This is a genomic window from Vibrio ulleungensis, from assembly GCF_016900875.1.
Taxonomy (GTDB): Bacteria; Pseudomonadota; Gammaproteobacteria; order Enterobacterales; family Vibrionaceae; genus Vibrio; species Vibrio ulleungensis.
The window spans coordinates 742,800-766,032 of sequence record NZ_JAFEUM010000001.1 but is presented as its reverse complement, the minus strand read 5'-3'; the positions used below and the strand labels follow the sequence as shown (position 1 = coordinate 766,032).

19 protein-coding genes are annotated in these 23,233 nt (G+C 44.1%); 6 read left to right on the top strand and 13 right to left on the bottom strand.

All coding sequences use genetic code 11. The features are described from left to right. Nucleotides 1-76 precede the first annotated feature (76 nt). Nucleotides 77-976 carry a LysR family transcriptional regulator gene (locus JQC93_RS03525; protein WP_205157066.1) on the top strand — a complete coding sequence of 300 codons (900 nt, stop codon included), beginning with the start codon at nt 77-79 and terminating at the stop codon, nt 974-976. Here the strand turns inward: JQC93_RS03525 and JQC93_RS03520 are convergent. The 11 genes from JQC93_RS03520 to JQC93_RS03470 all read right to left on the bottom strand — a co-directional run bounded on the left by JQC93_RS03520 (nt 973) and on the right by JQC93_RS03470 (nt 15,050). Continuing rightward, nucleotides 973-2,931, bottom strand: coding sequence for a sensor domain-containing diguanylate cyclase (locus tag JQC93_RS03520; protein WP_205157065.1), 1,959 nt, complete (start codon nt 2,929-2,931; stop codon nt 973-975). The two genes, JQC93_RS03525 and JQC93_RS03520, sit on opposite strands and share 4 nt — an antisense overlap. After that, nucleotides 2,928-3,464, bottom strand: coding sequence for a YfiR family protein (locus tag JQC93_RS03515; protein ID WP_205157064.1), 537 nt, complete (start codon nt 3,462-3,464; stop codon nt 2,928-2,930). Before JQC93_RS03515 ends, JQC93_RS03520 begins: the two co-directional genes overlap by 4 nt. Next, nucleotides 3,454-5,547: a TonB-dependent receptor plug domain-containing protein gene (locus tag JQC93_RS03510; RefSeq protein WP_205157063.1), complete on the bottom strand. Its 2,094-nt coding sequence runs from the start codon at nt 5,545-5,547 to the stop codon at nt 3,454-3,456. The genes JQC93_RS03515 and JQC93_RS03510 overlap by 11 nt, the downstream gene beginning before the upstream one ends. An 89-nt stretch (nt 5,548-5,636) precedes the next feature. Further along, nucleotides 5,637-8,006 carry a putative bifunctional diguanylate cyclase/phosphodiesterase gene (locus JQC93_RS03505; RefSeq protein ID WP_205157062.1) on the bottom strand — a complete coding sequence of 790 codons (2,370 nt, stop codon included), beginning with the start codon at nt 8,004-8,006 and terminating at the stop codon, nt 5,637-5,639. A gap of 62 nt (nt 8,007-8,068) precedes the next feature. After that, a complete protein-coding gene (locus JQC93_RS03500) occupies nt 8,069-9,088 on the bottom strand; it encodes a polyamine ABC transporter substrate-binding protein (protein ID WP_205157061.1) in 1,020 nt (339 codons plus the stop codon). 118 nt (nt 9,089-9,206) lie between these two features. Further along, nucleotides 9,207-10,412, bottom strand: coding sequence for a hypothetical protein (locus JQC93_RS03495; RefSeq protein WP_205157060.1), 1,206 nt, complete (start codon nt 10,410-10,412; stop codon nt 9,207-9,209). Between the two features lie 7 nt (nt 10,413-10,419). Further along, entirely contained in the window at nt 10,420-11,121 is a 702-nt protein-coding gene (locus JQC93_RS03490) for an ABC transporter ATP-binding protein (protein WP_205157059.1), read from the bottom strand. A gap of 19 nt (nt 11,122-11,140) precedes the next feature. Beyond that, the gene (locus JQC93_RS03485) at nt 11,141-12,373 is read right to left on the bottom strand and encodes an ABC transporter permease (RefSeq protein WP_205157058.1); all 1,233 of its coding nucleotides are present in this window, start codon (nt 12,371-12,373) and stop codon (nt 11,141-11,143) included. Then, nucleotides 12,363-13,592, bottom strand: a complete 1,230-nt coding sequence (locus JQC93_RS03480; protein WP_205157057.1) for an ABC transporter permease — start codon at nt 13,590-13,592, stop codon at nt 12,363-12,365. The genes JQC93_RS03485 and JQC93_RS03480 overlap by 11 nt, the downstream gene beginning before the upstream one ends. A 19-nt stretch (nt 13,593-13,611) precedes the next feature. Then, nucleotides 13,612-14,301, bottom strand: coding sequence for an outer membrane lipoprotein-sorting protein (locus JQC93_RS03475; protein ID WP_236009351.1), 690 nt, complete (start codon nt 14,299-14,301; stop codon nt 13,612-13,614). Between the two features lie 92 nt (nt 14,302-14,393). Continuing rightward, the gene (locus JQC93_RS03470) at nt 14,394-15,050 is read right to left on the bottom strand and encodes a TetR/AcrR family transcriptional regulator (protein WP_205157055.1); all 657 of its coding nucleotides are present in this window, start codon (nt 15,048-15,050) and stop codon (nt 14,394-14,396) included. A 378-nt stretch (nt 15,051-15,428) separates the two neighbouring features. Between JQC93_RS03470 and JQC93_RS03465 the strand changes: the two genes are divergently transcribed. Further along, nucleotides 15,429-16,331, top strand: a complete 903-nt coding sequence (locus JQC93_RS03465) for a porin (RefSeq protein WP_205157054.1) — start codon at nt 15,429-15,431, stop codon at nt 16,329-16,331. Between the two features lie 54 nt (nt 16,332-16,385). Here the strand turns inward: JQC93_RS03465 and JQC93_RS03460 are convergent, their stop codons facing one another. Continuing rightward, nucleotides 16,386-16,892, bottom strand: coding sequence for a DUF3087 domain-containing protein (locus JQC93_RS03460; RefSeq protein ID WP_205157053.1), 507 nt, complete (start codon nt 16,890-16,892; stop codon nt 16,386-16,388). Between the two features lie 307 nt (nt 16,893-17,199). On the opposite strand from JQC93_RS03460, the gene JQC93_RS03455 reads away from it, so the two are divergent. Continuing rightward, nucleotides 17,200-17,823 carry a glutaredoxin domain-containing protein gene (locus JQC93_RS03455; protein WP_205157052.1) on the top strand — a complete coding sequence of 208 codons (624 nt, stop codon included), beginning with the start codon at nt 17,200-17,202 and terminating at the stop codon, nt 17,821-17,823. Between the two features lie 305 nt (nt 17,824-18,128). Further along, on the top strand, nt 18,129-20,039 hold the full coding sequence (locus JQC93_RS03450) for a methyl-accepting chemotaxis protein (protein ID WP_205157051.1): 1,911 nt from the start codon (nt 18,129-18,131) through the stop codon (nt 20,037-20,039). 44 nt (nt 20,040-20,083) lie between these two features. On the opposite strand, the gene JQC93_RS03445 is transcribed toward JQC93_RS03450, so the two are convergent. Then, nucleotides 20,084-20,956 carry a LysR family transcriptional regulator gene (locus JQC93_RS03445; protein WP_205157050.1) on the bottom strand — a complete coding sequence of 291 codons (873 nt, stop codon included), beginning with the start codon at nt 20,954-20,956 and terminating at the stop codon, nt 20,084-20,086. 165 nt (nt 20,957-21,121) lie between these two features. Between JQC93_RS03445 and JQC93_RS03440 the strand changes: the two genes are divergently transcribed. Beyond that, the gene (locus JQC93_RS03440) at nt 21,122-21,835 is read left to right on the top strand and encodes an NAD(P)-binding oxidoreductase (RefSeq protein WP_205157049.1); all 714 of its coding nucleotides are present in this window, start codon (nt 21,122-21,124) and stop codon (nt 21,833-21,835) included. A gap of 204 nt (nt 21,836-22,039) precedes the next feature. Continuing rightward, complete coding sequence (locus tag JQC93_RS03435) at nt 22,040-23,233, top strand: MFS transporter (protein ID WP_205157048.1); 1,194 nt, start codon at nt 22,040-22,042, stop codon at nt 23,231-23,233.

Sequence of the window (23,233 nt, the reverse complement as noted above, 5' to 3'; positions counted from 1 at the left end):
AGCCACCACTGCCCGACACAGTGAAACACTTTCTGCTATAATTTATTCAAACCAACCACATTCATTATATTTAGTTATGATAAACCCTAAATGGCTCACCACCTATATTGCACTCGTTGAAGAAGGGCACTTTACCCGCACGGCAGAAAAGCTCTATATGACTCAGCCAGGAGTGAGCCAGCATATCGCTAAATTGGAGCAAGAATGTGGTACACCGCTACTTCAGCGACAAGGTAAAACTTTTGAACTCACACCTGCAGGCGATAAGCTTTATCAGTTTGCGCTAGAGCAGCTAGAACTGCATGAACAGTTGCTCGACACCATTACTGTTGACGACCCAAACAAGGGGCTGGCGCGCGTTGCCTGTTCGGGAGCGTTAACGCAGCAGTTGTACTCTCGTTGCATCAATATTCAAAAAGACTATCCCGAGTTACATTTTGCGTTTGAGTCTTGTTCTAATCAAGGGGCAATGAATCGTGTCTTAAATGGGCAGTCAGATGTGGCGTTGATAACGCAACAAGCGGTCAATCCTTTGCTCAGCTATCAGCAAATTGGGTTGCAGAAATTAAGCTTGGTTGTGCCTCAGTTATCTGATGCCAAAACGGTGAGCGCAGAATATTTGCACCAGCTAGGGCTCGTTGCTCATCCAGACGCCCTTCACTACTTGTCTCTATATAGACACTCTTCACAGCACTCACTATTGTCAGATATGGACATTGCGCATATACCGCAAGTTAGCTTTGTGAATCAGCTCGAGCAAATCCTTGCCCCGATATCGCTAGGGGTAGGATTTACGGTGTTACCCAGCAGTTGTGTAGAGTTGTCTCCGTACAAGGATCGGCTGTCGGTCATCAACGTTGGTTTGCCAGTCGTAGAAAAAGTGTACTTGGTGACTAAGATCAGCAAGCCCTTGCCAAGCTTTTATCAGCACTTTGTCGAACTGTGCAAAAGGACTTTACAGGCCGACACTGCTTAACTTGATGATTGCGCAAATTGCCCTTTACCAAGAAACTTAGCTCGATACATCGCTTTATCCGCTTGCTTAATTACCGCACTGGCTTCGGTTTCATCATAATGTTTGTCAGTCATATGAATGCCTATACTAACCCCAATTTTAAGCACATTACTTTCAAAATTTATTGGCTCTGCAATCGCATTAAGCACCCGCTCCGCCAACGAACTGCACAAGGCATTTGTGGACTGGTTAACCAGGATAACAAACTCATCGCCCGCAAGACGGCACACTAGGTCATCATCTCTAACTACGCTTTGTAATCGCGTTGCTACTGTCTTTAGTACAAAGTCACCGACGTCATGACCCCATTGGTCATTGATCGATTTAAACCCGTCGAGGTCTAAAAACAGCATACCAAACTCCCCTTGATGACCGTTATCAAGCAACTTTTGTGTTTGAGATAGGAGCTTTGTTCTGTTTGCCAATTGAGTCAAAGGGTCGTGGGAGGCGATATGCTCAAGTCTTTCCATCTCTTTTTGATCCCGTAAATCTTTGCATATCAGCACCAAGTCACTGTCTACGTTCACATCACTAACACTGCTAGAAATCAATCTAGCCTGAACCTTTACAGGAAGTGCAGTTCCATCGCGATGGTATTCAACAATTTCTCCTTCCCAACTGCCATGCTCCATCGCAGCCTTACGAATACTGTCAACACTGCGTCGGCACTCATCACCATTAAATACTTTATAGATTAACTCATTGATTAGATGGTCTTCTTTATAGCCAGATAGCTTCTCTAAAGCAGGATTCACCATTATTATTTTGCCATCTTTATCGAGCACCATGATGCCGTCTTGACTGTTTTCAAATATCCCAGTGGCCAATTGCTGTTTATAAGTTCTAGCGAGCTCATCGGTAATATCAAATATCGAAAACAACACCATTTTGGAATCCGTGGTCTGTAAAGTAGTCACACGTAAAATTCGAGATTCTTTTGACGGTGTCGTCACGGTAAATAACGCATCGTTTAGATGCTCGCGACCCAACAGAGCCATCAATATCTTGCTCTTATCTGGCATATCAAAATATTGATTGATATTGGTGCCGACCATTGAGCCCACCACACCAAACTGCATACCCGCATGTTGGTTGTCTTGCTTAATGAGGCCTTTGTCATTCACTACAAGCAAGCCATGGGCGATGGATTCAATCAGTTCGTTCGCAAAATTTCGCTCACTTTCTAACTTGTCCATCGACGCAGCTATTTGTCGATCGCGCGCTCTTATCCTCGAGATCATGGTGTTATACCCATCAACCAAGTCGCCGAGCTCGTCATACTGCTTAATATTGATGGGTTCAATATTGCTACTGTTCTCCAGCAGCGCAGCCATGGCTTCTTTGATTTGGTAAACAGGGACAAGTATGAGTCGACTCAGACGACCATAAAGGTAGTACAGTATACCGATGCCTAAGAGCACGATCAGACTACCACCCTCAATGATGTGCTGGATCTTACTTTTATCGAAATTGACATCAGATACGATTTTTAGTTTTCCGACTAACTCATCGTCAACGTTAATTGGAATATACACAAATAGTTTACCTGACGACGCGACAGCACCTTCTAGCTCCCAATTAAACTTAATGCTTTGAAACCAATCTTTATCGGTATTGGGTTGATACATGGCAACCATATTGTCCATCGCATCGTGAAGAAATACGGACAGAATAGATGGATCTGCTTTGAAGGTATCTATTTGCTCTTGCGCCGCCTCAACATCTTCAAATAACAGCGGCGCTTCTAAATTGTACGACACTGTTCTACCTAGCGTTTGCAGATGAGTAAGTTGCGAATCGCGGTACAAGGTGTACTGGAAAAAGTCGGTGATCCCTTGGAAAAACACAAAAATCACGACAATACTCAGGAATAAAGGCGCGAGAATCTTTTTCTTGATTGAACGATACCTAATCACGATGGATCCTCAATGATCGTCGCAATTTTTAGTAACTTGGAACTCAACCTGATATCGCTCTCTTTTACCGATGGATAATTCACGATAAGTTCGAGTTTGTTCTTGTTTTGTTTAAGTTCTATCTGCCCACCCTTAGCAGCAAATTGGTCTTTATCACCTACCGAAATTTGATAAGGAGCCAGCTCATCAATCAGAAACTTATTACCCATATACACCAAGTCGCACTCCTCGATGACGTTAACGGGCACCAACTGCTTGCCTGCGACTAATTTCTTCTTGGCGATGTCATCGAAGGTATCTCTTAGTTCTTTGTCGCCAAAAATACAGTAGTGGATCTGTACCTTGTTAGCATCGTCTGGCCATTTGATATAGTTTGCGATTTTAAACAGGTAAATGGCTTTAGCTTCAAATGGCTTGAGTTGGGCGCTGACAGCCAGACCACTGGGTAAGTACGTTAAGCAAAACATCGCTACACAGGTAACTGCGTAGCGAAATAAGTTCGATTTTAAGTGGATCTTAAACTTAAAAATCATAAGTTAAACGTGCGTACCATTTCAGTTCATTTATGTAACTAGAATAAGCCACTTCTGGGTTAAGATAACTGTAACCAGCCCCGAGAAGGTTTTGTGCAATCAGCTCTACACTTGGCCAATTTTGTTGTTTTTGCCAAGCAAGGCGTGCGTCTAAAACAGCGAAAGGATCGACTTCATAATCGGATGCACTTTCATGGAATTTTTGGTTAAAGTAGCGCCCAATTAAGTCCACATCGAATTGTTCAGTAACCGACCATAAGCTTTGAATTGTTGCTGTATGTTGTGTGTCAATGTCGTAGTAACTTTCACCATATGTGCCGACGTAAACTGCATCTTCATCTGTTCGAGCCACCCCGGACCAGTCCGAGTCGATCGTTAAATAAGCGTAAGTTGCGAACAGAGACCAATTTGAAATGGGTTGATAGTTGATAGCCAGCTCTGCGCCTAATGTTTTGGCATCATAATCTGAGTTTAAATATGAGGTGTAAGATTCGGAGATTAATGGATCATAAATATCAGATTGTTCAACTCTGCCTGGATCGCTGTATCCCCAGTCCATATAACTCACACCGCGCAAGTTTTTATATTGGGAGGCAAACAACACTGTGTCTACTCCAATAGTCGCGCTTGGGTTGTAGCGATAACCTAATTCAGCAGTAATCACAGACTCGTTTTCTAACTCTGGATCAGATAGATACAGATCCGGAAAGCCATATAAGCCGTTCGCTTCGTCCATTTCAGTATCAAGGTAGCTAGGAAGCATAACGGCCCGAGCAACACCGCCCCAAATAGAGTGATGACTGTTAATGTTATATAGCCCTCTTAATTGAGGGGAAAGTTCAGTGCTATCATTTTGCGAAAAATGCTCTGCCTTAGCGCCTGCAACTAACTTAAACTTGTCACTGAGCCACACTTCGACTTGCCCATAAAGGTTATAAGCGTAGTCTCTATGTTTCGTGTCATTTACCGCAGCTCGTTGACCAAGCAAAAAATGCTCATAGTTGTAATTTGATATGTGATTTTCGAAGTTGATAGTGACCGCTCGAATACCACCACCAAAGAGTAGAGATGTGGTTTGAGAAAGCTCAGTATTCATGTAGCTATCGAGCTCGGCATGTAAATAATCACCTTCTGCAAATGGATCATTATCAGCGTCATAGTTTACAAAGATCGAGGTGTTGAAGTTTGTCTCAGAAGATGCCGCAAATTGGTGGCGTACGTTTAAATTCCAGGAGTGGCTATTTAATGTGGATGGGTTTTCGCTTTCACTGTAGTAATAGTAATCACCTATAGGATCGTATTCTGACGTATACCAATACTCTACAGAGCCCTCTGTGGACGACTCTCCACCTACCTGCACCAACAGAGTATGTTTATCAGCATACAACTCGTACGCAGCACCGTATTGATGACTTTCTCTGATCAGCGCATCGTCTTCTAAAGTACTCGGTGAGTGTTTGTACTTATAAAACACCTTTGCAAACGAGTATTCGCCAAACGAAAATCCATGACGTACTTCTGCACTGCGATTGGCGTAATCTCCTGCGTACGCCGAGACGTGCGTTCCTTGCGTATTTTGCGCAGATTTAGTGATGATATTAACCACACCGTTAGCAGAGTTAGCCCCCCACATAGTACCTGCGGGACCACGGACCACTTCGATCTGCTCAATGTCAGCGATTAAATAATCAAGATCGGCCATGTATGTGCCCCCATAAACGGGACTGTACACACTTCGGCCATCGACCATAATTAATAATTTGTTGTAGAAACTGTCGTGAAAACCTTTGCTTGAAATATCGGAGCCATTTTCACTGTATTTAGTGGTTAAGAAACCTGGAACTAACGAGAGAAGTTCAGAAATAGACGTGTAACCGCTTCGAACGATGCGTTCGTTACTGATCACGTATACTGAAGCAGGTATGTCATTTAGAGACTGGACGTTTTTTGCCGCTGTTTCCATTTCAACGTCAAACCCTGACAACTCGTCAAAGTCCAAATCCAGCAATGCATCCAAATCGTCTGCGACACACTGCCCAGAGATCATTAGAGCGATACAAAGCTTAAGAATATCCCTTTTCACTAGTACTTTTCCATTACATTACGCTTTCGCACATTGTACGGTATAGTTACCTGCTTAACAATATTAGGATATGCATTATTAGCAAACTCTTAAGTTGTTTCCGCGACAGAGTCCTCGATTTTTTCAACAAGTTCATCAAACCCTACTGGTTTTGACAAATAGTAGCCTTGTAGATACGTACATTTAGCTCTTGTTGCTTCACATTCTTGTTCAGTTTCAACACCTTCTGCCACAGTATCCAAACCATAAATGGTCGCTAGTTGTACTATCACATTAAACATCGTCTGCTGGTTATCGTTATCTGTAGTGAGATTAGAGACAAAAGAACGATCAATTTTTAGCGTATCTATTGGGTACTTTGCTAACTGTGAAAGGCCAGTAAAGCCAGTACCAAAGTCATCCAAAGCAAGATTGACACCTGTCCTTTTGATCGACCAGAGTATTCTTTCTGTTTTTTCACCGCTGTCGATCAAACTGGTTTCAGTAATTTCTAGTTCGATAGTATGAGGGTTGATTTGATACTGAGTAAGTAACCTTTCTAGCTCTTGTGGGAAGTTAGGGTTGTTAAGCTCTAACGCTGAAATGTTTATCGCCGCTTTACCTTTGTAACCCTGCTCTACAAGTCGATTATGTGCTTTAAACGCATTTTCAATCACCCATAAATCAATCAATCTAATTAACCCTGTGGCTTCTGCGATTGGAATAAACTTATCTGGCCCGATACCGTGAACAGCAAGCATTGGGCAACGTAATAGAACTTCATAGCACACAATTTCCATGGTTTTGCTGTTAAACAATGGTTGAAATGCCAACTCAAACTTATCACCATGGTAGCTCTTGACCAATACCGATTCGATAAACTTTCGCAACTCTAGGTTATCAGCGATTTCCTTGGTAAATACCTGAACTTGATTTTTGCCCCGATGCTTGGCTTGATGCTTTGCTTCATCGCTATAAAGCACCAACTCAGCCTGACTTTTCGCAACCTCTGGATAAATAGCGACACCAATACTCACTTGCACATCAAGCAGTTTCCCCTGAAGGTTAAAACCTGAGCTAAAGTACTGATTAATTTCCAACGCAATGGTTTCAGCTGAATCGCTGTCCGCAACATTATTGAAAATCACTCCAAACTCATCACCGGCTAATCTGGCAATGTAATCAACCTTTCGACGTTGACTTACGGTAACTATTGCGTCTTTGCTATCAAGAAACTCGAGCAACCGCGTCGAGAAATCGGTTAATAGTTCATCACCGAGCTGATGACCAAAGTGGTCGTTCACTTTTTTAAAGTTGTCTAGGTCAATGTGCAAGACCGCAACGACAGTTTGGCCTGCGTTTGCGCGCGTAATCTCTTCTTCCAAACAGAGATCAAAACTTTGACGATTTCCCAATTCGGTAAGGCGATCTGAGTTTGAAATGTATTGCACTCGATCGACCAAATCGACATACGCATTATTCAGCCTAGCGACCTCACTATTGCCCGACAGTTTCTCGATTTGGGGTACATTATGTGTAGTTTGAAGTGAATTCACCAACTGCCTTATAGGCGTAATAACCTGACGACGAATGCCAAACCAAATAGCAATGTAGCAGCTTATTGTGAGACTCAAAATGACGACCAATAATTGCCATCGAAGGGTCGACAAGGCCGTTATCATGTTGTTTTCATCAATGGTCAGTTCAATCGTAAACCAGTCGTTAACTTTACGTACAAATAGATCATCGCCCACCTCAAATGCACCAAAGGTATGTACGACAGTGTCACTACCTTGAAAGTTGGGCTTTATCGTAAGCGCAAATCCGTGTTTAAAATCTTGACTCAGCGCTTCAACCAAATGCTGATACGACACCGCTTTAGCATCGTAAATCGCTTTATATGTGCTACTATTTTTTGAGATTTTGTCTTGTAGTATCAGTTCGGATGAAAATCGTCGAATGACACCTAACGACAACTCCCCACCCTGCTCTGAATAAAGGATATGTTGCTCGATGGGCAGTGTATAACTCCCACCACTGCCTACGTGGCGATCGAGTATTTTTTTAGGAAAATTAGGCCAGCTCGGGTCCTTAAATGGGTCTTCATCACCCGCCGATATAACAATGTTGTTCATGTAATCAGCAATTTGAATGGAGCGCACACCAGGTAACCTTTGCTGAACTAGTCGCAATTGGTTATTCAGCATTACGTGCAGCATATGCGCGGTGTAGGAGTTTTCCGCTTGATTTAAGAAGTCTATTAACTCGTTACTGCTTAATACTAAGTCTAATGCAGACTGCGCAGACGTTAGTTCAAGCTGATACTCTTTATAGAAGAAATCGAGAAATGTCGACACTCGTTGATACTCGCTATCAACGTGTCTATCAAAAACAGTCTTGTAAACCAGTGCCCCAGTTATACTGAATGTGAGCAATATGATTGGCAGCAATATTAAACGTAAACGCTGAATTAAAGTCATGTGCAGTCAATACTTCCTTTCATTGACGGTGGGGGTAATTCTAGGTTTTCAAAAAATTCATATTAGTGGAAAATATCTATCATTCTTGAACGGACTTGAAGTGCGTCAAAGGTGAGAGTTTTATATGCTGTGCTCCTTTGCATAATGTCGACAGACGGATAAAGAGTGGTATCTTGACGGTGCTCTTTGCTCGACAACTCTTTAGCCTCTTTAACTGGTGTCGCAAAACCAGTTAGCTCCGCGTTTTTCGACGCTTGTTCAGGCTGGCTGATATATTGTATGAACTCAACAGTCGCTGGCTTCAGGGTTCGTCCTTTGGGAAGGACTAAGCACTCTACCCATAGAAGTGTCCCTTCATCCGGAATAGTGTATGTCCAATCACTGTAAGATGAATGTTGATTTAAATAAAACTCATCTCCTGCATAACCAAGAGCTAACGAAGCCTTGGGAAACGAACTATATATGCCTTCGCTAGCTAAGTACCCAGTACCTAGCCGATCAGCTTTGGCACCCATCATCAAATCAAAGGCCAACTTTAACTCTGTCTTGTCTTCCGTAAATGGATCTAAATTGAGCGCATAAAGAGCAGCAGCCACGGTATCAACTTCATCCATGTAAAATACCATTCTGTTACGATGTTCCACTGGAATATCAAACAGTTGCTTCCATGATGTTATGGGTGTTTTGGTGACGCTTTGGCGATGCAAAATTCCAAGTGTGCCCCACGCGTACGGATAACCAGCTGATCCACAATAATTGTTAAACGGCGCTTCAAAAAGTTGTGCTCTTGCAGTGGCAAGTGTAGGAGCTTCAGTCAAATAGCCCTGCGCCAACATGTGTTGTGCCGACATATGATCAACAATGGCTAAGTCAAACGCACTGCCCCTACCAGAAATAATGATCTGATCTCGCTGCATTTCGTTGTCAAAATGACTTAGAGATACAGTATGACCTGATTGCTGTTCAAACTGTTCGATAACGTCGGGCGCGATAAAACCATCCCAATTAAAGAATTTTATAACTTCGGCTTGCAGTGGATGGCTAGCAACAAGTACCGCAAGACAGGTTAAGCGTTTAAACATACTATGAACTCCATTTCAGCCGGTAATGTAACGTATTGCACACAAGCATACAACATTTCATACTGTTTAAGAGCGGTAGAGCACACTTAGGCTGTTTGCGCAGACCATTTTGAGTGAATTAAAAGTACCAACCAAGTTGTCCGTAGACGCTGGTGTTGTTGATGACGCCATCAAAATATTGAACAAAGCCAGATAGTGTCCAGTTATCGGCCAAGGAATAAGACAGACTGCCCCCTAAAAAGTATGTGCCGTCGTCATAGTAACTCGCTTGCGCTGTTACTCGGCTTAACGCAGTAAGATCAAACCCAATATCGGCGTATCCAGTCCATTGGGTAAAACTGAGCGTTCGTGCCGTTAAGGGCAGCTGGGATGTTGAGGTAGTATCAAGAGGGTAAGGATCAGAGAGATAAAGAATGGCGGCATTACCCATCCAATTTCGTAAGCCACCAAAGCTGTAGGTGGCTTCTGCACTCGCAACTAATGCCGAGTCTAACTCTATCCCTAGACTATCAGCGGCCTGTTCATCGTAAGGCGAAAAGTAAGACATTTCAGCTTTTAAACCTATCCCTTTAATATCGCCAGCAATGCCAGCGCCAAGGGTAAGGTCAAGATAAGATTTTCCAGCTATGATTTGCGCATCCCAACCGTCTCTATTAAACAGATAGCGCCCAGCATAACTATCGAGATCACTATTCTGATTTGGTGCATAGACGGCATTCACTTCACTCGCAAAACCGAGTTTGTAGGTAAACTCAGCTGCATCAACACCCGGTTTCTCAGGATAATCGACGTTGTAAATTGAATATGGATTAAACAGATCATTAGGATTCCATATGGTATTCATTCCCCAGTTAATCCGGTACCGACCTATGCGTCCTTTGATATTGTTGTCTTGGTAGGTCACATACAAGCGATCAAACTGCGATGTGACAATAGCGTCATCACTATTGTGCCAGTCATAACTAAGATTGAAATACCCCTTATCTTCAGTCACCGCGCTGCGATACACCTCAGAATCGAGGCTATCTCCTACCAACACTCGGTTACGGATAGAGGCGTTAAACCGCCAAGGAGAATCGAATCGGTATTCAAAATTAAGTCGGTTTTGCAACTGATGATCGTCAACCGTGCCTATTGTGTCATAACGCTGCGCAACACCGACATAACTGATGTAACCATCCAGATCCCATGGCGATTTTGGCGCAAGACCCGGAATGTTCGCATACGCATTACTCGCATAGGCATTAAAGACAATACCGATAAACATGGTGCCGTACAGCCACGCCTTAGATTTACGGGGGTGAATGACTAAGTCCTTGTCCATACGCATGCTACTCGGCCATTTCTGGCTGTTGTTGTTTGTCTGATTTTAGTTGCCCATCCTCGAACACAATCACTCGTCGTGCACGGGTGATCACTCTTGGATCATGGGTGGAGAAGATGAACGTTGTGCCCTCTTGCTCATTGAGTTGCAACATTATATCTAACAGCTCAGCTGTACTTTGAGCATCCAGATTAGCGGTCGGTTCATCCGCCATTACAAACTTGGGGCTGGGTGCCAGAGCTCGTGCTACGGCGACGCGCTGCTGCTGTCCACCAGACAAATGATTCGGTCGCTTGTGTAGTTGCTCTCCCAACCCGACGCGCTGCAATAGTTTTGTGGCGCGTTGGCGGCACTCTTCACTTGTATGTCCTTGCAACTGCATGACAAATTCCACGTTTTCTAACGCCGTTAGCACAGGTAGCAGGCTGTAGTCTTGGAAAATAAACCCAATATTGTCACGACGAAAGGCGATGATCTCTTTGTCACTAAGCTCGGTCATTGACTGACCATCAATGTGCACGGTGCCGTTTGTCGGTGTATCTATCCCGCCGAGCATGTTGAGTAGTGTTGTCTTGCCAGAACCAGACGGCCCCATCACTGCAACAAACTCGCCCTGCTCGATTGTAAGGTCCAGGTTATCCACAGCGTGGACGGGAAATTCACTGTCGGGATTATAGGTTTTGCATAATGCTTTTATTTGAATACTCATACTTCTCTCCAGCGAATGATTAATGTTTCTCAGCCATGGCATCCGCCGGCTTCTGTTTAAGAATTTGTCTCGCTGGATACAATCCTGCAAGCAAACTAACTAGTATTACTGTGGTGAACGTAGTGACGTAGTCGTTCACGCCAATTTTGGGAAAAACAACAGGGTCCATACCGAAAGCACTCAGCCCATCAGAAAAGCTGCTCAAATCGAGTCCATGTTTCAGTAGAAGAGCATTACTGCCAACGCTTAGTACCATTCCAATTAACGCGCCAACGCCGCCCATGAGCCCAGATTCCAATACGATCAATCGGCGGATCTTACTTTTATCCATGCCAACTGCCATTAGAACGCCAAACTCTTGGGTACGCTCAAACACCGACATCAATAATACATTCACGATGCCAAACGCCATTGCTGCGACAAATATTAATAAAAAGACCACATTAAACACCGCCATGCTCTCAATCATAGTTTTTAGCATCGGCTGTATTTCGGTCCAGTCCCGTATTAACACCTCTTTAGAGAAGCTTTTCGCATTGAGAGTTTGCACTAGCTCATCGACAATCATTGACGACGATTGAGCATCTATAGTGATCATGGCAATTTCATGGTCACTGTCAGCGCCACTCAATGATTGAAGATCGGCTTTTCTTACATATACATTGGCATCGTCGAAGGTCGTATTGGGTGTTTTATACAGCCCCCTCACCCGAAACGCAGCGCCAGTGACTTCTCCATGAACGTCGGTAAAAGTAAGCACAATCTTTGAGCCAACGCGTAAGCTTAATCGTTCAGCCGTTTTGCTCGAGACCAAAATGGGGTTTCGACCTTGATCATCTAGCCATTCGCCATCGATAACACTTTGATGTATGGGCGTAATACGCTGCTCTTTTTCGGGCACGATGCCGTTAATCTTAATTCCTCGAGCACTTCGCGCCGACGAAATCATACCGTTCACTATGTGTCGTGAAGACCAATGAACAACGCCATTGTTCTCATTGAGCATGGCCTCTAATTCATCTTGGCGTGACAGCGTATGTGTGACATCAGGATCGTCGGGGTAACTCACGTTATGGATCTGTGCATGGCTGGTTTGCCATAAAATGGCGTTCTCAATCATATTTTGTGAAAATCCGGTCATGAAACCCATGGTACCTGTCACACCCACAAGACCAAATATCATCGCGCCAAGCACAATGCCGGTACGAAGCTTATTACGCCATAGGTTTCGCCAAGCTAACTTAATGAGCATGTGCGCCTCCTTTAAGACCCTGTACTACTTTCAGTTTGAGAAGGCGCGCAATGGGATACACCATACAAATTGCCAACAGCCCTAGTACGATCAACACTTGATTGATGTATAAGCCTGCATCCAGCGCCACTGGCATAATAGGTTCGTACCCCATATCCAACATCATTTGCGCGGTCTCTCCGCCAAGTCGTATTGGATTAAAAAAGAAGTAAACGATGATCGGACTGGCTAATGCGATACCAATGGCTGAGCCAAGTAAGCCTATCATTGCAGACTCAACACAAATCAACGTCACCAATTTAGATCTGAGCATCCCTGTTGCGAGCATGACCGCAAATTCGCGCTGACGCTCTAGGGTCATCATGACCAAAGTAGCAAACAGTCCAAACCCTACAATCCCATACAACAAATACATCATAAACTGACCACTCACTCGGTCTAATACAATGCTTTGTTCAATCTCAGGTGCAAGCTCTGTCCAATCCCATACCGTTTGTTCTGGTTCATACTCGGCTTTTAGTTGAGTAGAGACATCATCGATGCGTTTTAACGAATCTAGTGCAATCACCCATGCACTCACCTGCTCGCCTGTGCTTAACAACTCCTGCGCCAAAGGCAATGGTAAATAAACCATGGTGTTATTGATTTCGGGTAATGCAAACTCAACAATGCCCTTAATGGGGTATAGGCCTGCAGCCGTCTGTCCCCGATAACCTTGACCATAAAATACGATTTCATCACCCACATCTAAGTCGAAGTATCGAGCTACGCCGGCGCCAATTAATACTGAGCGATCGCTTAACTCGATAAACTCTCCCTTCACCAAACGGTCTTTGAGCCCCGTATATTCTGGATCAATGTCGGGATGGATACCGCTCATCATCACGCCTTTCGAACGCTCGCCGGCTGCCGCCAACGAAAAGCTCTCCAATCTCGGAAGCAAGTGTTCTATGTGGTCAATGGATTGAGCGCTTTGGATGAAAGAGCTTGTCGAAGGTAATAAATCATCGATACTCAGCGAATCTTTATAGTCGGGATGCTGGATCTGAATCATCCCAGTGCTCATCTTCGCCGAATTCTCAATTGTTGATGTGTACTGTCCTTCTTGAAAAGAGCGCATTAACAACGATAAGAAGAGCGCCAAAGCAATCGCCGACGCCGTTAAGATTGTGCGGCGCTTCTGTCTCCATAAATTTCGCCAAGCCAATTTGATCAGCATAACGTTTCCTTATTAGGGGTTAGTCTCGTAGGTTCTTCATTTGTGACTGAGAGAAAAACTCATCGCCAATGTCAAAATCAAACTGCGAAGCATGGGTAATCATTTCGGTTTTATTGCCCGGCTTATCTGCTGGGATCATTTCCATTCTTACCGCAATTTGGCGACCGCCCATTTCCTGTATATCGTAGGTATTGAGCGTATTCACCAACTCATCAAACTCGTCATAAGATTCTACTTTGCGTTGTAGGTAGGTCTCTTGGGAGATCCACATGCGCACTTTGCTCCACACAACCGGAGCATCGGGTTTTGCGATCGCATCGATAACCCAGCTCATGTCTCCATCAAATTCTTCTTCTTTAACCATTTCATGGGTGTAATCAACAACAATCGATGACTGGTTAATTAAGTCGTTATTGGTGAAATCCGAACCCATCCAAGACTGACCAAGCATAGAAGGCGCTATTTTGATCACCTTTTCTATTGTCGGTATCCAGCTCCACATTTCATTCTGACGTTTCAGTGAGGCGCTGCCTTTGTCTTTTGCTGGCGCAGTGACAAGCACTAGAGAAAGATCAGTTCCCTTGGTCCACGACTTCATGCTCATGCTGCGGCTCCAATCGGGACGCACAATGTTCATGGTTAGCTCGCTATAGCTAGAGTCGCCTCTCATCTGCTTGTCAGACCGTTCAACGATGTCTTTGGCATCCATCGACGCAAAAACGGAGCTGCTTATGAGTAGTCCACTGGCTAATAGAGCGGCCAGCCCGTTACGGTTAAAAATTCGCATCTTCTAGGTATTCCTTATTCGATCCATTCAATAAATTCGTCAAATTGAACGGTAATGTAATCGGGTGAGTCATTGCCCAACACTCTGGCAATGCTCTGTTGTAAAGTACGGGTAAGTTCGACAAACTCAGCGCGCCTGACTTCAACATCGTCTTCGCTAAGCAATAAACTAGAAAAATGTTGACTAAAGCCTGTGATTCCATAGGAAATAAAATGGGCACATCCCAGTGCTGAGTCGAGTTTAAATACGTCTAGGTCTTTTCCCTCTTGTATTAAGCTCGCTAATAAAGGTAAAAACTTGCGTTGAATGGTTTTTTCTATTCGATTTTTAAGCAGCACATTTTCATCTTGGTCCATGGTTTTATGCAGCTCTAACAGTTGGTCTTTATGCTCTATTTTCCATTTATACCCTGCTTCGAAAAACGCACTCCACCGGCTTTTAAAATCAAGTGACGAGTCTTGCACCACCTTCTCCATTTGATCCATAGTCTGCTGGGTCAATTGATCGGTAAATTCGTCAAGCAGTGCTTGCTTTGAGGCAAAGTAGTGATAAAACGCCCCTTTAGACGCGCCTACGTATTGGAGGATGTCGTTGACTGATGTGCTCTCAAAGCCTTTGCTTAGAAACAACACTTGAGCAGCATCTAGAAACCGCTGTTTTTTTGCTTCCATTAATTCATACACCTTAGTTCAATGCCAAGACACAGAGCGTTTAGTAAGTCACTCATCATTAATAATAATATTGGCAAACCGACGGTCGGTTTGTGATGATTCTCTCACTTTAATTTGTCGTAACTAGTAATCCGCCCAACTGTTGATCCGTATCATTATCGTTGGATGGGTGTAACATCTTTTTACACCCAAACATCCAAATACACATTAGGTTTCAGCACTTTACCTAACCGCTCAAGCTTGCACCGTTTGAAATCAAACCTTCATTTTCGAGCAACACTTCATTCATACAAGCCGCTTACTATCCTTCCCAACAAAGCGAGACACAGCTCTCATTTTTTATCGAGCCTTAGCTCAGTTTCACTCAAGGAAATAATAATGAAAAAAGTACTACTAGCAGTTGCCATTACATCAGCATTCGCCTCTGCAGCTGCAACCGCAGCTACTGTGTATGAAAACGACGACACTAAACTTAGCATTGGCGGTCGTGCGGAAGTACGTGGTGTGTTCTCTGATGATTTTGAAGGAACCATGGAAGATGCGAGCCGTGCACGTATTAACTTTGGTGGCGAAACTAAGATCTCTGAAGGTCTTACTGGTTTTGGTTTCATGGAATACCAACTAGAGCCTAATAGCAAGATGTCAAACCGCTACCTTTATGCTGGGCTTGGCACAACAGTTGGTAAGTTCTCTTACGGTAAGCAAGATACGTCGAACGTTATCATTTCAGATATGACTGATATCGCTTCTGAACACTCAGGCCAACAACAAATCATTGATGCGTCAAAAGATAAGCAAGAGAACACTTTCTTATACCAGCACACTATAGCTGATATGTTCACTGTTAATGCAAACTATAATGCAGTAGACGAAAAAGACGGTGATAGCTTTGGTATTTCTGGTTTGGCTTCACTAGATTTTGGTCTTGACCTAGGTCTAGCTTACTCAAGTGAAGAGGATTTGGACCAAATTACCCTTGGTGCTGCATACACTCTAGACAACCTATATCTTGGTGCTACTTACGCTACCGTTGATTTAGATGAAGGTAGTTTTAACTCTGTGGAGCTAGCAGCTGAGTACAAATTCACTAGCGAGTTTCGTCTAATTGGTATTTATGGTTTTGCAGAGCACAGCAAAGCGGACGAAAAAGATACAGACTTCTTCGCACTAGAAGGTCAGTACCGCTTCAACAGCTCTATCCGCACTTACGCGTCATACAAAATTGATAACGTTAAAGATGCTAACAACGAGCTAATGGTTGGTTTGCGTTACAACTTCTAAACCTAAATCCTATAAAAAACCACGCTCGTAAGCGTGGTTTTTTTTGTTTAAAATTCAGAACTGTTTTAAGAGTTCTTGCCGATACTCGCTGACATCTAAAACCACACCATACTGATCAACCCACTCATCCAATTGGTTTTGCGCTTTATTCAAGCTGTCCATGGTGATGGAGTTATCGTCCAGTTGCCATAATTGACGTGACCCCTCGTAACTGTATTGCAGCGCAAGCATTGCTTGTGGGTTACCTGCTTTTGCTTCAGCCAGTAATTTTCTATTCTTTCGGTAAATCAGATTAAGTTGATGCTTTAAGTCCCACACATAAGCCACTTCTTCCATCTTGGGATGATTTTTGAATTTAAGAAGAACACTGACCACCACCAAGGCTCCTACTATCACACCTAACAAATTCCAATGAAAATGAGACCCCGACTCAGAAGGGAAACGTACAATCAACACTTGAGATACCAATAAACTCAACCCGGCTAACGAGACGATGCAGGCAACAATAATTCTATTAAGTCGTGAGCGATACGTTTGTTTATCAATCTTTTTAAACTGCATGATGATTCCAGACTAAGGGTGAGAACGATTTCGGCCGACAGTCTTACACACTTACACTTTGAAGCACACTTAAGCGTCGCCTACAAAGCAAAAAATTTGACCATGAGCCAAATATACTGTCTGAACAGCCAAACAATAGGGGTTAATAAAGTAAGCCTTAAGCGCTTACAACAACAGGTTGAGATATCCTCTTTGACTTTGATTTGCTAGTATTTAAGCCAGTTTTTGAGCCATTGACGTAATGCATTGAAAGTTTTTTTGCGCGCAACGGTTCTATTAGGGAAAGAGACTTTAAAAGGAATGCAGTATGTCCCCTCAAATAACCCCAAACACTCAAGCTAGCCCAATTAAACTCACTCTATATCGCTGGGGTGGTAGTTGGGGGCCATTTAGCGTTAAAATACCTTGTGGTGAATGTACGCTTACCAAGGACATATTAGCAGACACCTTTGCCAACGAACTTGATGGTATTCCAGTAGAATTAGAAGTGAAAGATTGGCTATCAAATTGGTGGGAACCTATGCGTTACGGCGCTTGGCACGCACCTATCTTGGTATGTGAAGGTAAAGTGATCAGCCAAGGTGAAGCGCTTAATCGCGGTGTACTGGTGCAGTCGGTCATTGCAGAATGGACCAAACGCGATCAACTACAAGGCAACATCGTTTACGGTAAAGCGACTTGCCCGTTCTGTACCAAAGCAAAAGCAGCACTCGATGAAGCAGGTATTGACTATCAGTATCACGATGTTGTGAAAGACAGTGCCGCGCTGTATAGAATGATCCCTGAGGTGAAAGCACACATTGGTGAGAAGACACCAGTTACAGTTCCTCAAATTTGGATTGATGGCGAATACATTGGCGGTCATGATAATTTGATTGAGTGGCTGGCTAAGCAGCCGGCATCGCAACCCGATAACGTCGTTAATATATAGTATATATAGGCCTCGAAAGAGGCCTTTTTTAATTCTAACAAACACCTACCTTGCTTTAGTCTCCGCACAATAGCTGTTGCTATAACCGCCATATACCAACCCTTGTTTGATTTTGTCTTAACACCACCTATCCATCAGATTTTTGCCAAACGTTTGCTCAAACTAATAGATTGACCTAGATCACACTTATTTGATACGAAGCTTCATTTTTACAGCACGATGGTCGATATAGTCTGCATGATATTCAGGGATGAATGAGACTCTGGGCACCCTGATCCAAATTGTCCAGAAATGCGGGAGCTTATATGAAATTTATTGCCACTCTATCCATTAGAGATCGGTTAATCGCTGCAATGCTATTTGCGGTGATTGTATCGACCAGTGTGGTCGCATGGGTAGGACACAGTAGTGCCAAGCAATTGCTATCGACTCGTTTAGAGCAATCTGAGATGCCTAACCTTGTACAGCGCGTACGAAACGCTATCGATGGCGAAATTAACCAAATGAAAGTGGTGACCCAATCCATTGCCAGCAACAGCCTAGCGCATTGGTGGATAGAAGAAGGTGAAAGTGCCCAAGGTGAACAAAAACTGGTTGAGTATTTGGGTGAGCTCGCGAAAGCCAATGGGTTTAGCAACGCCTCTTTTGCATGGAAACCAAGCAACAAATATTGGAATCAAGACGGATTTCTTCGTGAACTTAAGCCAGATCGTGATGGCTGGTTTTTTGCGTTTAAAAACAGTGGCAATGCCGAATCCTCCAGCATCTATCACGAAAGTAGCGGTGAAGTAAATATTTTCGTTAACTATCAAGAACTTAACGGTAATGGGTTAGCGGGTGTGTCAAAGCCGTTTAATGAAATGGTTAATTATCTCAACAGCTTTCAAATTGAAGAAACCGGCTTCGTATATTTAGTCGATGGCCAAGGCAACGTTAAAGTTCACAATGCCATTGATTATAAACAAGCAACGACCCTTAGTGACCTCTATCCAAGCATTAACAGTTCGAGTCTACTCGGTGAAAGAGACTTCTCATTTGCCGTTGCTAATGACCAGGTTATTGCATCTAGTTTTATCCCTAGCTTAGGCTGGTATGTCATTGCACAAGTACCGCAGCACGAGTTGTATGCGGGTCTCGACACCTCTCGCAACAACATTCTAATGAGCTTTGTAGTGATTGCTGCGATTTTTGTTGTGCTGAGTTTTGTACTAGGCAACAGTTTGGTTAAGCCGTTAGTCTCGATGGCAAAAACATTTGAGCAATTAGGCCAAGGTGAAGGCGATCTAACGCAGCGCATCGATGCTCATGGCAGCGAAGAGATGAAGCGACTTGCGAATGGGTTTAATGGGTTTATAGAAAAGATCCACACTGTTGTTAGCGATGTAGCAAATACCTCCCGCGATGTGAACGGCGCATCACAAAAAGTGTTTGAAGACGCTCAAAACTCAAAAGTGTCGGCGGATTCACAGCGAGACGGTGCGCACCAAGTCTCTGTTGCAATTAACGAAATGGGTAGCACCATTTCAGAAATTGCCACCAGTGCGAGCGTTGCAGCGCAAGCCACCAACGATGCCACAGAAAAAGCGAAAAGTGCTCAAGGTGTGGTCACTGAGTCTAACACCACCATCAAAGAAATGGCGTCTAATATGGAAAGTGTGTCGTCTAACATCGATACGTTGGCGGCCAAAAGTGACTCTATCTCTAGCGTGCTAGACGTTATCCGTGGCATTTCAGAGCAAACCAACCTACTTGCGCTTAACGCTGCTATTGAAGCTGCCCGTGCAGGTGAACAAGGCCGCGGTTTTGCAGTGGTCGCCGACGAAGTGCGTAACCTTGCTCAAAGAACCAGTGAGTCCACTGACGAGATCCATGCAATGATCACCGAACTTCAAGATGGCGCTAAAGCCGCAGTGTCCTCTGTGCACGAAGGCCGTGAACATGCAGAAATGGGTGTAGAGGCGTCACTTCGTACCAATCAGGTTCTTGAAGAAATTGTCGGCAATGTCCAGCACATTGCCGATCTTAATACACAAATCGCCACCGCTACCGAAGAGCAATCTGCAGTGATCAGTGAGATTAATCAGCACGTTGTCAATATTGGTGATAGCAGTGAACATAGCGCTGAAGCCTCTGCAAGTATTGAAGCATCAAGTGAGTCGCTTAAATTAATGGCGCAAGACTTAGACAAACTTGTTGGTCGATTTAAACTGTCGTAACCCACAATATTAACTCAATAAAACCGGGCCACAGCTCGGTTTTTTTATATGTTAGGCTCAAGGCGTTTGTTCAAACGCGACGCAATAAAATCAAACACACGTTTTACCTTGCGGTTATTTCTGAGCTCGTGTGGCGAAACCAACCAAACTGGCAGCTCCATCAATGGCTGCTCAAACCCTGGCACTTTATGAAAGTGTGGCAGTGAATTGGCGACATCTTCTGGCATAAACAGAACACCAAGATCCTTTTCGCACAGTGCTATTTGCATGGGTTGATAGTTAGTCACTAACCCAAAATGACTCTCATCAAGCTCCCAGCCATGGTGTGACAACAGCGTAATGATTCTGTCAATTTGATTGAAGCCCAAGATCTGAACCTGTTTATAGTTATCAACTAACGCTTCTACATAGCGTTTTGTGCCATACAGCCCGATATGCTCTTCACCCAATTTTTTCGCAATGAAATCGTATTCTGTCGGTCTAAAACTACGAATTGCGATGTCAGCCTCTCGACGCTTTAAGTCGCTTACTCCGTTAGTAACAACAACTTCAACTCGTATTCCAGGCTCATGCTGCCTAAGTTCATCCAATATACTTGGCAAGCGATACACGGCGTCCATTTCGCACACAGACACAACAACCTGCCCCTCAAGACTTTGTGATTGCCCACTGGCCACCATGGTAAACGCCTGAGCCGCTTCATACATCTTTCGTGCTGGCTCTAACAACTCCAACCCGGCTTGGGTTAACTCAATCATCTGTCCATTTCGCTCAAAAAGAGTGACGGCTAAGTCCGCTTCAAGTGACATTACTTGGCGGCTTAAGGTAGGTTGCGTCATTGACAACTTGCGAGCCGCTGCCGAAAAACTCCCCTCTTCTGCAGTAACCACAAAAGCACGCGCCTTGTTCCAATCCATAGTTTTCCCTTTATTTGCCCGCTCACTCGATCTGTTTTCTATCTTAGCAAGCTTATACGTCACCCTAGCTATACGCAAATGTATAGACGTATTCGTTTTTAGGCAATTTATAAATCATTTAAGTATAGCTAAAGTAGTTGTGTATTCAGTTAGGAGGAGACAAACATGAACGTATTAGTATTAGGCGCAACCGGCGCAACTGGACAACTAGCAACACAATTATTGTTGGAAGAGCATCACCACGTAATGGCCATTGTGAGACCAACAAGCGAGCTAGACAGTGAAGTAGCCAACCATAACAACCTTTCTGTGGTTCGAGACAACATTGATGCGATGAGCGACGAGATGCTGTGTCATTACCTATCTAAGTGCGACGCAGTGGTAAGTTGTTTGGGTCACAACCTTTCATGCAAAGGCCTCTTTGGACACCCTAGAAACTTGGTGAGTGATACTGTGGCTAAAGTTAAGCGATGTGCCGAGTTATTGGAGCGTGAGACACCGTTAAAGTTTGTTCTAATGAGTTCGAGTGGTGTTGCTAATCGAAACATTGACGCCCCAATGTCTTTCGCCAGTCGTTGCGTCATTGGGACTTTACGAGCACTTTTACCGCCACACGCCGATAATGAACGTGCAACCGCCCAATTACAGCAACAGCAGACCCAAGCTTTAGAGTGGGTCAGCGTTCGACCCGACGCATTGGTTAACTGCAGCACAATCTCGCCTTTTGAAGTGCACGACAGCCCGCAACGCGACCCTATTTTTAATTCTGGTGATACGAGCAGAATCAACGTCGCTAAATTCATGGTGGACCTTTTGATGTCGCCATCACTATGGCGTCAATGGCGAGCACAAACGCCGGTTATCTATAACCGCTCATAGATTCAATCCTTAGTTTTCGCATAGCAAGTAATTTTAAGGATAAGAAACGTTTAAAGAGGCAGGTAATGCATTAATTGCATGAGCTTCTGGTAATTTTAAGCACCATTATCGCTATAGCCACCAACTAACCATTGGTGGCATTTTTTTATTACTGCATAGCTTTGGTCGTGTACAATCATGCCTTTCTCATTGCAGACAACTCTAATGCGCAGATTGACTCCCGTACAATGGATTGCTTTATTGTCAGTCCTTCTTATTGCTTTAAACCTACGCGGCCCATTTACCAGCCTTGCGCCAGTGTTAGAGCAAATTATGGAGTCGCTTCACTTGTCTGCGTCGATGGCAGGCATTGTTACAGCCTTGCCTTTAGCTGCGTTGGCTTTCTTCTCGCCTATCGCCCCTAAAGTCGCTCTTAAAATTGGCCTAGAGCGCGCACTAATATTTGCGCTAATGTGTATTGCAATTGGCGTAATGGTTCGCTCTATGGGGAGTGTATCGCCGTTGCTCATCGGCACAGTATTACTCGGAGCAGGCATCGCATTTGGCAACGTGCTCTTACCGGCCGTGGTGAAAGAAGAGTTTCCACTGCAAATTTCGGTGATCACGTCGTTTTATATTTTTGCGATGGGCATCGGTTCGACGCTCGCCTCTAGTGCGATGGTGCCGCTGTCTCAACTTGCCCCAGACCAAATAAATGGTTGGCAGTTTGCGTTACTGTTTAATCTTCTATTTCCCGTTGCGGCGCTTGCGTTTTGGTTGCCTAAAGTATTTAAAAACAAGACTTCGGCAAGCCATACAACCGAAATCAACACCGCCCCACCAGAAGGAATGAGCTCAATTCTACGTTCGCCTGTGGCCTGGCAAGTTACATTGGCACTGGGAATCAACTCGTTTACTTTCTATTCTCTTGCCGGTTGGCTACCTAAGATCTTAAACGATTTGGGCTATAGCGAACTGGAAGCGGGTTATACCTATGGATTTTTGCAGTTCTCGACGATGGTTCCCGGGTTGTTGCTGATGCCCATATTAGCCAAAGCAAAAAACCACATTCTCCTTATCACGATCTGTGCCGGCGGTGTGGTTGTGAGTTTGGTTGGATTGATAGTAGCTCCGCAATGGGCGGTATTCTGGGTTGCCATGTTTGGGCTGACAAACTGCTCTACATTTATTGTGGCCATCTCGTTTGTCGGGCTTCGTACCAAAGACAGCAAACAAGCCGCGTTATTGTCTGGCATGTCTCAGAGCCTTGGTTATTCGCTGGCGGCGACGGGACCGTCGCTCATTGGCTACTTGTATACTCAAACACAAGGTTGGACTACTCCGCTGCTGACGATTGCCGGTTTTGGAGTAGTGTGTACCGTGTTTGCTGCGCTAGCAGCAAGAGACAAACAGGTCTAA